Genomic DNA, 11,233 nt, shown 5'->3' with positions numbered 1-11,233 from the left:
CCGCTGACGAACACGCTCGTCAGGTATTTGGCGAGCGTATCCGCCATCATGAGCAGGCGGGCAAACAGATTGTTTATCTGGATGAAAGCGGCTTTGAGCAGTCCATGCCACGTACGCATGGCTATTCGTTAAAAGGGTCCCGCTGTTTTGGTTTACATGACTGGCAGCACAAAGGCCGCATTAATGCCATTGGTGCTATCATTAAAAATACCTTTGTGACCTTAAGTTTGTTTGCCGGAACCATTAATGCGAATGTGTTTCATGCCTGGCTGACACAAGATTTGTTGCCGAAGCTCCCTAAGGGGACAGTGATTGTGATGGATAATGCCCCTTTCCATAAACGCGGTGACACGCGAAAAGCGATAACCGATCACGGATGCCAGTTAGAATGGCTTCCGCCTTACAGCCCAGATTTAAATCCTATCGAAAACAAATGGGCTGAAACAAAAACAACAAGAAGACGAGAAAGATGCTCTATTGATGAGCTGTTTACAGAGCATGTGACTTATGTCTGATTATATTGATTCTGCTATATATGGTGACTCAAAGCGGGAGACCTGAATGAAGAAAGTCGGAGAAAGCGGAATGCCTGACGAAAATTGTTGGAAATGAATTCAATTAACAAGCTATGTAACTTATTTTCTACATAGCTTGTTAATAAGAAATAAAATTTATCCTCCTGCCAGCTTCACTTTCATTCCTTTTGCTTCCAGCAATTGTTTCAGCAAATCACGCTTATCACCCTGAATCTCGATTTCGCCATCTTTCACAGAGCCGCCACAGCCACATTTTTTCTTCAATTCCGTTGCCAGCTTGGCTAACGTTTGATCATCAACATCAATACCCGTAATTACACAAACACCTTTACCTTTACGCCCACTCGTTTGACGCTGGATACGTACAATACCATCACCTTTTGGACGCGCTGGTTTGATATTTTCTTCTTGGATACGACCACTATCCGTCGAATAAACCAAACGAGAGTCATTATCCATGAACGACTCCAATAGATTGATTAATATTCTGCAATGCCAGTACTGGATTTTCTGCACGCGTGATAGGCCGCCCGATCACCATATAATCCACTCCGGCCTGAACAGCCTGAAAGGGTGTCATAATACGACGTTGATCGCCAGCATCTGCACCTTCAGGACGGATACCCGGAGTCACAAGCTGGAACGCTTTACCACATACGGTTTTCAGTTGTAGTGCTTCATTAGCAGAACAAACCACACCATCCAGACCACACTGCTTAGCCAACAAAGCCAAACGCTCTGCGTGCTGTGCCGGAGTCACACCAATCCCAATCCCTGACAGATCAGACTGTTCCATACTGGTCAACACGGTTACGGCGATCAGTAATGGCGCATCTTTACCATAAGGCAACAGAGCCTCTTTAGCTGTGATCATCATTCTTGCCCCGCCACTCGCGTGAACATTGACCATCCAAACGCCCATTTCAGCGGCAGCCGCTACCGCTTTTGCCGTTGTATTAGGGATATCGTGGAATTTAAGATCCAAAAATACATCAAAACCGCGCTGATGCAATGTCTGAACAAATTGTGGGCCGTACAGTGTAAACATCTCTTTGCCTACCTTCAGACGGCAGGATTGTGGGTCAATCTTATCGACAAATTCCAATGCCGAATTCTGATTATCATAATCCAACGCAACGATCACAGGCGGGTTAATCTGTTTATCTATTGTTTGAGCTATGTGGGAAGTCATTTTTAGGCCCTTTTCATTTACCAATGAACTTGAACTGTTCAAGAACTGTTAGTGAATGTTACTCACTAATACTGATCTTCTTGTCTTTTGAAGCAAGCGAAGATAAACATGTCTGCAGTCAAACATGCATTTATAATAACTTGATAATAAGTGACAATGTCACTGACCATCTAAACCTCGAATCGGTTTAATCGAATCCCAGGAGCGACACGACGGGCAATGCCAATATAACGCGCGGGAGGTGAAGCCACATTTGTGGCATCGATAATCAGGTTTCGTGCGGATTTGTTCACCTACCATATTACGTAAAAGAATGAGGCTTTCTTTAGCACGCCCTTCTTCTGCATCCGTCAAATGGTAGTCCATCAAGCGATAAAATAACCGCATTGTTGGATGGAGTTCCAACTGACGATTAATGTAATTTTGGGCAATATCGCGCCCTTCTCTCTTCTCAATAATGTCAGCCATGTGCAGTTCGGCAATTGCACCACATTTTTCTTCCACACAGCGTTGTACAAAAGCTTCCCATTCATCCGGCTGGGACAGGTGCTGGTAACATTCTTGCAGCATCGGCAGAGCTTCACTGATCAGTTGCTTATCTTGTTCAAGGATACGTTTCAATGCGTCAGCTGCTTTCAAATATTCTGCCTGCGCCATATAAACACGACCAAGCATAATTGAAACCCGGGCGCAATTTTTATCTGCCTGAGCTGCTTTATACAAATAATCATTCGCATCACTAAAATCATCGTTACCCATACATTGCAGTGCCAGCTCACAGTAAAAATGGGAAATTTCTTCTCCAAGATGATGTTTCCCCAGTTTCATTAGCTTTTCAGCTACTTCAATGGCTTTACTCCAATCGCTGATTGATTGATAGATGGTTAACAAAGAGTTGAAGGCATTTTCGCGGAAGTCAGTTTCATCAACCAACTGAATGAACATATTTTCGGCTCGATCATAGACTCCAGCAGCCATATAATCCCGTCCAAGTTGCTGGATCGCAAGCAAACGCTGCTCAAATGTCAAAGAAGCACTTTCCATCAGGGATTGGTGAATTCGGATAGCTCTCTCAACTTCACCACGAGAACGGAACAGATTGCCTAGCGTCAGATGAGCCTCAAATGCAGAACTATCCTCTTTCAGCATATCAAGAAATAAATCTACCGCCTTATCTTGTTGATTGGAGAGTAAGAAGTTAACACCATCAACATATTCACGTGAGAGACGGTCAGTCGATTGCTGTTTGTCTTGTTGAGCACTTCTGCGCCCCATATACCAACCATAGGCGGCAGCAATAGGCAGCAGCAGAAACAACAGCTCTAACATGGAGGATTATTCCTTGTTTAAGGCTACAGTAGAAACGGCTTTTACAGATGAATCAGATGGTTGATCCAACTGAATTTCCAGGCGCTTAATTTTACGTTTTGCACGTTGCAGAGAAATACGAGTACGTAGGTAAAATGCCCCACAAATCCCCCAACCAAGGGTAAAACCGATAGCAAACAACGCGGCTAATAGTGTGGATATAGAATAATCGCCTTTAGCAATCAAATAATTAAATGTCACGATTTGATTATTATTTGCTCCCAGCGTGACTGAGATAACAAAAACAACCAGTGCCAGTAATAAAATCAAAAAGTATTTCACATTTCTTCCTGTTATCTATTGTTGTTGATTTAATTATGCCAAATAACAGACATATACCCGTCGTCTTTCAAGTTGCAGCTTTGTTGGCTGCGCTCACTCACCCCAGTCACATAGTTAGCTATGTGACTGGGGGTTCATTCCCTTGCCGTCGTGCTGCATCTTGAAATCCATTGGGTATAGTGGCGTGTTAAATTAGCATTTCTCGTCTACGCAAAGGAAGCAATTTATTGCAACAAGCGCTGATTTGCTCCTTGTTTGTGATGTTATTCTATCTGCCTGTTCTTAACTCTACTTTTTCTCTGAAATAATTTCATTCAATTAAAGCTACAAAAATCCTTTTATAGTTTAGCATGCTAATATTCTTATCATTGAAGAACATTCCGCTTTATCCCCCTTTGTCTATGAATTTACTGCTTTGTTAGCTGCACTTTCCTGTTAACGTACATTTGGTTATAGAAGACCTTTTGAAATCTATACACTTCGTCTTTCAAATTGCCTCTTTGTTGGCTACGCTTGCTCATCCCGGTCACATAGTTATCTATGTGACCGGGGATTTGCTCTCTTGCCGTCGCGATGCAACTTGAAATCCATTGTGTATATTAGGTTTATATTCATACATATTAATAAGCTCTGTTATAATGCGATGGCGTACATGCGTTGTGATCAGAGAAAATTTTTGCATAGTTTTAACTGATATCTGAACCGATCTTGTTCTGAGTATCGCAATATTTATAACGAGTCAAATCAATATATGAATACTAAAATGCAGCTAAAACGAGTAGCTGAAGCGAAGTTACCTACGCCATGGGGTGAGTTTTCGATGATTGGATTTGAGGAAATCGAAACAGGCCGCGATCATGTTGCCCTGGTTTTCGGTGATATTTCTGGTGATGAGCCAGTATTATCAAGGATCCATTCAGAATGTCTCACCGGAGATGCTTTATTCAGCCTAAGATGTGACTGCGGTTTCCAATTGGAAGCTGCAATGTCACAAATTAGTACGGAAGGTCGTGGTGTTCTTCTGTACCACCGTCAGGAAGGCCGCAATATTGGCTTGCTGAATAAAATCCGGGCCTATGCTTTACAAGATCAGGGTATTGATACCGTTGAAGCCAATCATCAGTTAGGGTTCGCTGCCGATGAGAGAGATTTCACCCTTTGTTCAGACATGTATAAGTTATTGGATATTCATGCAATCCGTCTTCTGACTAACAATCCTAAAAAAGTTGAGATCATGGTAGAAGCTGGCATTAATATTGTCGAACGGGTACCGCTGATTGTCGGGCGCAACCCCCAAAATGCTTACTATCTGGATACCAAGGCCAGCAGGATGGGGCATTTGCTATTCCAAGCGCAATAAAAGTTATTTATCTTTTGCAAGATCTAAAAAAGAAAAACTGCGTCGGTGTGGGCGCAATTTTTCTTTATGATTCTATTTTATACAAGCTCTGATATTTTACTTTGCAATTATTTCAACATATTACGAATTACATAATGCAAAATACCATCGTTATAGAAATAAGCCAGTTCTGTGCCAGTATCAATGCGGCAACGAGTATCAATCACAGTTTCCAGTCCATTGGCATAAGTAATTTTTATCCCGATTATCTGTCCAGGCTTAAGGTTTCCCAGCCCTGCAATATCAATCTTTTCATCACCAGTTAAATTTAATGTCTTACGACTGACACCCTGAGGAAATTCAAGAGGCAATACCCCCATACCAATTAGGTTAGAACGGTGAATACGCTCAAAAGACTCTGCAATCACAGCCCTGACTCCCAACAGTCTTGTCCCTTTTGCTGCCCAGTCGCGGCTTGAACCTGAACCATATTCTTTACCTGCAATGATGGTTAGCGGTATCTTTTCTTCCTGATAACGCATGGCTGCATCATAAATCGCAAGTTGAGACTGTGACGGGATATGGCGGGTGTATCCTCCTTCAATATTCGGTACCATTTCATTGCGAATACGAATATTGGCAAATGTCCCTCGCATCATGACTTCATGGTTACCGCGCCTTGAGCCATAAGAGTTAAAATCCTTTGGCTTCACGCCGTGCTCTTGTAAATAGTAGCCTGCCGGACTATCGGCTTTGATATTTCCCGCAGGGGAAATATGATCTGTTGTGACCGAATCTCCCAATATCGCCAATATATGTGCATGATGGATGTCCGTTACTGGTTTAGGTTCGGTAGTCATATCACTAAAGAACGGTGGATGACGAATGTAGGTGGAATCTAATTGCCAAGGATAAGTTGCTGAACCCTCAACATTCAAAGCCTGCCAACTTTCATCACCATCAAATACCGCATTATACTCTTTGTGAAACATTTCAGTTCTGACTTTCCCAACCGCTTCCGCAACTTCCCGGCTATTGGGCCAGATATCTTTCAGGTAAACATCATTGCCTTGTTGATCTTTTCCGATGGGCTCCCGAGTCAGATCTTTTTTCATGCTGCCAGCAAGTGCATAAGCAACCACCAGCGGTGGCGATGCCAGCCAGTTTGTTTTTACCAATGGATGGATACGCCCTTCAAAATTTCGGTTTCCCGAAAGTACCGCGCCCACCGTTAGGTCAAATTGCTTAATGGCAGCTTCAATCGGTTCTGGAAGTGGACCAGAGTTACCGATACAGGTTGTACAACCATATCCCACCAGATTGAAACCCAGTTTTTCCAGATATGGCATAAAACCCGCCAACTCCAGATAATCAGTCACGACTTTGGAGCCGGGTGCCAATGAAGTTTTAACCCATAGTTGACGCTGTAATCCTCTCTCCACTGCCTTTTTAGCAAGTAAAGCGGCCGTCATTAATACGCTGGGATTAGAGGTATTGGTACAGGACGTAATAGCAGCAATAACTACCGCGCCATCTTGCAATAGAAAAGTCTGGTTATCTAAGATGACGGATACCGTTGATGAACGCTCCAAGTTTTTATGGATATCAAGTTCCATGGCAGCTTGGAAAGCCTGCGGTACATTCCCCAGCGCAACTCTATCCTGAGGACGTTTCGGCCCTGCCAGACTTGTTTCAACCGTCGACATATCCAACTCAAGACGGCTGGTGAAAATGGGTTCGTCTCCCGCATTACGCCATAAACCCTGCGTTTTACAATAGGATTCAACCAAAGCGATTTCCTCTTCATTGCGCCCGGTTAAACGCATATAACCTAATGTTATGTCATCAACAGGGAAGAAACCGCAGGTTGCACCATATTCAGGTGACATATTGGCAATAGTCGCTCTATCTGCCAATGGCAAATCAGACAATCCATCTCCATAAAATTCAACAAATTTGCCTACAACACCATGCTTACGCAGCATTTGCGTCACCGTCAGAACAAGGTCAGTCGCCGTGATCCCTTCCGCCAATTTCCCTGTTAATTTAAAACCAACAACATCTGGGATGAGCATAGAAACAGGTTGCCCCAACATTGCAGCTTCAGCTTCAATTCCCCCGACTCCCCAACCCAGCACACCCAAGCCATTAATCATCGTTGTGTGAGAATCCGTTCCGACCAGCGTATCAGGGTAGGCAAAATGCTTTCCATTCTGAGTTTCATACCAAACAGCTTTCCCCAGATACTCAAGGTTAACCTGATGGCAGATCCCCGTTCCCGGCGGTACAACCCGGAAACGATTAAAAGCCTTCTGTCCCCAACGCAAGAACAGATAACGTTCATAGTTACGTTCCATTTCAATCTGAACGTTTTCCGCAAATGCTTGCTCCGTGCCAAACTTATCGACCATCACCGAATGGTCAATGACGAGATCAACCGGAGACAACGGATTGACTTGTTCTACATTTCCACCAAGCCTCAACACAGCTTCCCGCATGGCGGCAAGATCCACCACCGCCGGAACACCAGTAAAATCCTGCATGAGTACACGGGCTGGACGATAAGCAATCTCTCTGTCTGCATGACCGTTTTTCTGCCATGCCACCAACGCCTTCAAATCATCCTCCACAACAGATTCACCATCAATATTGCGCAGGAGATTTTCAAGCAGAACTTTAAGGGATTTTGGTAAACGGGAGATTTCACCTAATTGCTCAGATAGCAGAGGTAAACTGTAATAGTGATAGATTTGACTGCCAGTTAATTTTCCATCGATCAACGAGTTACCATCAATCAATAGTGTTGAAGCACAGTCCGTTTTCAATTTAAACGACATAACTCCTCCTTTCTTATTATTTTATGGCTAGCTACCCCTATTAAACATAACATATAAGTAAACATTTGTTATTCAGAGACCATATATTTTACTAACCAGCTGTAAATTCTCAATTATTGATAAACTTTAGTGATGACATATCGAAAGTAGATGTGTTTTATTCTGCCATATACCCAATGGGTTTCGAGTTTCTGCGGGACAGCAAGAACGGTTACTCGGAATCCCGGATCATCGTATTTTTATAAAAACAGTGAGTCCATGATATTCAATTAATTTTTAAAGATGGGAGAATGAATAATGAATATAAAAACGGATACTATACTACACCAAAATCATTTAAATCATATACAGCAAGCTAACCAATTCTTTTCTACTGAAATTAAGAATCCATTTTCTTTGTCAGATTATCGGTTCAATGATACAGATGGCCTTCTCCAATTTGTTATAGCCTCGAAAATTACCGACAAAACCCGTGTCACACAACAATTGAATAATATAAAAAAAACACAGATAGCCCTTTCTTCAATAGCAACTGACTATATAACAAAATATGCTGATTTTCATGGAAAACAGTATAAAACCGATATTCAATTTTGGTGTGATGTCATAGAAAAATTGCCATTGATGAGCATTAAAAATATAGAAACACAAACTTATAGCCATGAAATGAAAGGTGTTTCCATTGCAACTAACTTACTCCAACTCATCATGGATATCGTGATCAACACTTATTCTCCGGCCATTAAAAGCTTTGCTGATTTCCTGAAAAAACAAGGGGATGCCATAAAATTAGGGTTAAAACGGAATAAAGATCATTATTCTACTATGACACTGGCTAGTGTCATTGAAGCAGTTAGCATTGAAGATCAGATCATGTATATCCCTAAAATGAAACTTTATAAAATAGATTTCGACCGAACCAACTCAGAAGTGACATCTAATTGCGCCTCTAATGAAAATGTAAACATCGAATTTACTTATTCATCCTGCATTTCGTTATTTGACTATCAAGCATTAGAAGATCCAGAAATAAAAACAGCTTTTGATAGTTTTATTCTTAAACATAAAAAATCATCAATAGAGAATTCTGTCAGTTTTTTCAGTGGTGAATTTAATGTCTGAAAAAATATCATAAAATAATTGCAAACCTAACACTTTGAAAATGTTGTTATTAAATTCATGACAGCAATCTTTACCTCAATTTATATGGAGCTACAAAGCTATGTATATACTTCGCAAGATGAAAATTAACAGGCAAAGACAATGTCACTGAATTTATTTCCATTTATAACTTTGATAAGTATTAGTAAATGACATATCTAAAACAAACAGGGAATTGTTAAGAATTATTCGCTTGTTGTTTGACGAAAATAGGGGGATAAAGGTCTATCTCTTGTACATCCGTTGTACATCCGTGTTTGATCATTTTTTACAGGGGGATAGCATGAATTATGAGAATTTTCCATTAATTAATTATTTTAATTTTTTGCAAAGCAAAGGTCTCGTAACAGAGTATATGATGCCTAATGGGAAACAGTCACTAGAAATAAAATTCAATATGTTAAATGAATTAAAGCCCTTCACTCAAAAACAAGAACCAGATAATATTACCCGCACTAGACTGGTAAGTATGGGATTTATAGAAAGTAATAATAGAAGATACATATTATGGAACGGACATCTTTATGACATAAACTATATTACATATCAAAGCGCAATTTTACCTCAATTATCATATAGTTCTAATGAATCTCATGCAGCGGGACATGCTCAATCTATACTCAGTAAATTTGGTACTACATCACCAATCGGCTCGTTAAGGATAAATCCAACAACGGAATATTATGAATCTATAAGAAATACCAGCCTTGCCGATTCATATAATGTACGCCCACAAACTCACAGAAGAGGTAGAGATTCTAGAAGGCAGCCTCCCGAATCCCCTCCTCAACATAGTGTACCTTCTACCTCCTCTTATAATAATAGTCCTCCTCCCTATGAAGCACCACCACCCTATGGTGGTTCGCCTCCTTCTTATGGTTCACCATCCCCTTACGAGGCACCTCCGGCCTATGAATCCATTACTCAAGATCCAACAATGGGGTTCAGAGGGGATATAGCAGGTCCATCTCATTTATCACAAGCGGGTCCCAGAGGCTCTGTACAACCCCCTCGTTTTCAAAGGGGAGGAGGAAAAAGGGGAAGAAGATAAAAACCAACCACCTCCCTACTTTCTGGAGGTGGTTTAACCTTCTTTATGATGCTTTTCCTTTATACAATCGGCAATTCAATGTCTTTAAACATCTCTTCGATTTCTTCATTGGAACGCAATGCAATGGCTTTATCTACAACATCACGGGTTAAATGCGGAGCGAAACGCCAAATAAAATCATACATATAACTACGTAGAAAACTACTGCGTCGGAAGCCAATTTTAGTTGTGCTGTAACTAAATTTATCACGCATATCAATACGTACCAGATCACTGTCCTGAACAGGTTCTACAGACATACTGGCAATCACACCAACCCCTAACCCCAATCGTACATAAGTTTTAATCACATCGGCATCTGTTGCCGTAAATACGATTTTAGGTTTCAGGCCCGCTCGATCAAAAGCAACATCCAGTTCAGAGCGACCGGTAAAGCCAAAAGTGTAGGTTACTATCGGATACTCTGCCAATTCTTCGATTGTCACATTCTGCCTATTGGTGAGGGGGTGATCTTTCGTTACCACAACAGAGCGGTTCCAGTGATAACAAGGCAACATGATCAAATCGTTATAAAGATGAAGTGCTTCTGTTGCTATAGCAAAGTCACTGTTCCCTTTACATACTTCTTCTGCAATCTGAGTGGGTGAACCTTGATGCATGTGCAATGATACATTGGGATAACGTTCAATAAAGCCTTTAATTACAGGAGGCAGAGCATATCTTGCCTGTGTATGAGTTGTCGCAATATATAAAGAACCGCGATCAGGATAGGTATGTTCACTAGCAACAGATCGAATTGAATCGATTTTTGACAGAATCTCACGTGAAATACGGACAATTTCTTCACCAGCAGGAGTCACATGCGTCAGATGTTTGCCACTACGAGCAAATATTTGAATACCCAACTCATCTTCAAGCATCCTAACTTGTTTGCTGATCCCAGGTTGAGAAGTGTACAATCCTTCCGCCGTAGAAGATACGTTCAGATTGTGATTAACCACCTCTACAATATAACGCAATTGCTGTAGTTTCATATCAGCACTGTCCCTAATAATAATATTTACGAATGTTTCGTAGTCTAATTAACTTCTATATTGCTAACGGTTATTCACATGTAACTATATAGAATATCTTTTTACAGGAATATAACCACTATAACATTAGCTGTATATTTATATAACAAATAATTAGGTTGAGTAACAATTATCAAACTCTCATTATATACATAATGGATCTCAAGTTGCATCGCGACGGCATGATAGCAAATCCCCGGGAGCATAGATAACTATGTGACCGGAGTGAGCAAGCGCAGCCAACAAAGAGGCAGTTTGAAAGACGAAGTGTATAGATATAGCAGAATCATAATACTGTGTCATAATACCTAAATCCCAATGACAAGGTAGAATTGAGATGGGTTACAGTCTAGATTTTCGAAGAAGAGTACTGGCATACAAAGACAAGCATGCA

Annotated in this window: 10 protein-coding genes; 4 read left to right on the top strand and 6 right to left on the bottom strand. The window is 41.1% G+C overall.

The genetic code is table 11. From position 1 onward, the window contains the following. Positions 1-515 (top strand): IS630 family transposase (locus BM329_RS13465; protein WP_245759041.1); only part of this gene is annotated, 515 nt, incomplete at its 5' end. 156 nt (positions 516-671) lie between these two features. Here the strand turns inward: BM329_RS13465 and yciH are convergent. The 4 genes from yciH to BM329_RS13445 form a co-directional block, all read right to left on the bottom strand. Continuing rightward, on the bottom strand, positions 672-995 hold the full coding sequence (gene yciH / locus BM329_RS13460) for a stress response translation initiation inhibitor YciH (protein WP_092554155.1): 324 nt from the start codon (positions 993-995) through the stop codon (positions 672-674). After that, positions 988-1,728, bottom strand: coding sequence for an orotidine-5'-phosphate decarboxylase (gene pyrF, locus BM329_RS13455; protein WP_092554152.1), 741 nt, complete (start codon positions 1,726-1,728; stop codon positions 988-990). Before pyrF ends, yciH begins: the two co-directional genes overlap by 8 nt. A 159-nt stretch (positions 1,729-1,887) precedes the next feature. Continuing rightward, positions 1,888-3,057, bottom strand: a complete 1,170-nt coding sequence (gene lapB / locus BM329_RS13450) for a lipopolysaccharide assembly protein LapB (protein WP_092554149.1) — start codon at positions 3,055-3,057, stop codon at positions 1,888-1,890. 6 nt (positions 3,058-3,063) lie between these two features. Continuing rightward, positions 3,064-3,378 (bottom strand): LapA family protein, encoded by a 315-nt coding sequence (locus BM329_RS13445; protein ID WP_092554146.1) that lies wholly within the window; start codon positions 3,376-3,378, stop codon positions 3,064-3,066. Between the two features lie 751 nt (positions 3,379-4,129). On the opposite strand from BM329_RS13445, the gene ribA reads away from it, so the two are divergent. Further along, the gene (gene ribA / locus BM329_RS13440; protein WP_092554143.1) at positions 4,130-4,738 is read left to right on the top strand and encodes a GTP cyclohydrolase II; all 609 of its coding nucleotides are present in this window, start codon (positions 4,130-4,132) and stop codon (positions 4,736-4,738) included. A 107-nt stretch (positions 4,739-4,845) separates the two neighbouring features. On the opposite strand, the gene acnA is transcribed toward ribA, so the two are convergent. Next, positions 4,846-7,554 carry an aconitate hydratase AcnA gene (gene acnA / locus BM329_RS13435; protein WP_092554140.1) on the bottom strand — a complete coding sequence of 903 codons (2,709 nt, stop codon included), beginning with the start codon at positions 7,552-7,554 and terminating at the stop codon, positions 4,846-4,848. Positions 7,555-7,851: 297 nt separating this feature from the next. Between acnA and BM329_RS13430 the strand changes: the two genes are divergently transcribed. Together BM329_RS13430 and BM329_RS13425 are read left to right on the top strand one after the other, a co-directional pair. Next, complete coding sequence (locus tag BM329_RS13430) at positions 7,852-8,676, top strand: hypothetical protein (protein ID WP_092554137.1); 825 nt, start codon at positions 7,852-7,854, stop codon at positions 8,674-8,676. Positions 8,677-8,998: 322 nt separating this feature from the next. Then, the gene (locus tag BM329_RS13425) at positions 8,999-9,766 is read left to right on the top strand and encodes a hypothetical protein (protein WP_092554134.1); all 768 of its coding nucleotides are present in this window, start codon (positions 8,999-9,001) and stop codon (positions 9,764-9,766) included. 59 nt (positions 9,767-9,825) lie between these two features. Here BM329_RS13425 and cysB read toward each other — a convergent pair whose 3' ends face one another. Beyond that, a complete protein-coding gene (gene cysB / locus BM329_RS13420) occupies positions 9,826-10,800 on the bottom strand; it encodes an HTH-type transcriptional regulator CysB (protein WP_092554131.1) in 975 nt (324 codons plus the stop codon). Positions 10,801-11,233 lie beyond the last annotated feature (433 nt).

This window comes from Xenorhabdus koppenhoeferi (assembly GCF_900116635.1).
GTDB lineage: Bacteria > Pseudomonadota > Gammaproteobacteria > Enterobacterales > Enterobacteriaceae > Xenorhabdus > Xenorhabdus koppenhoeferi.
The sequence above is the reverse complement of the archived record's forward strand: the minus strand, read 5'-3'. Positions and strand labels throughout refer to the sequence as shown.

Bases quoted from the DNA above. Each gene is read 5' to 3' on its own strand.
- lapB (WP_092554149.1), bottom strand. From the start codon at position 3,057: ATGTTAGAGCTGTTGTTTCTGCTGCTGCCTATTGCTGCCGCCTATGGT.
- yciH (WP_092554155.1), bottom strand. From the start codon at position 995: ATGGATAATGACTCTCGTTTGGTTTATTCGACGGATAGTGGTCGTATC.
- acnA (WP_092554140.1), bottom strand. From the start codon at position 7,554: ATGTCGTTTAAATTGAAAACGGACTGTGCTTCAACACTATTGATTGAT.
- BM329_RS13425 (WP_092554134.1), top strand. From the start codon at position 8,999: ATGAATTATGAGAATTTTCCATTAATTAATTATTTTAATTTTTTGCAA.
- BM329_RS13430 (WP_092554137.1), top strand. From the start codon at position 7,852: ATGAATATAAAAACGGATACTATACTACACCAAAATCATTTAAATCAT.
- cysB (WP_092554131.1), bottom strand. From the start codon at position 10,800: ATGAAACTACAGCAATTGCGTTATATTGTAGAGGTGGTTAATCACAAT.
- ribA (WP_092554143.1), top strand. From the start codon at position 4,130: ATGAATACTAAAATGCAGCTAAAACGAGTAGCTGAAGCGAAGTTACCT.
- pyrF (WP_092554152.1), bottom strand. From the start codon at position 1,728: ATGACTTCCCACATAGCTCAAACAATAGATAAACAGATTAACCCGCCT.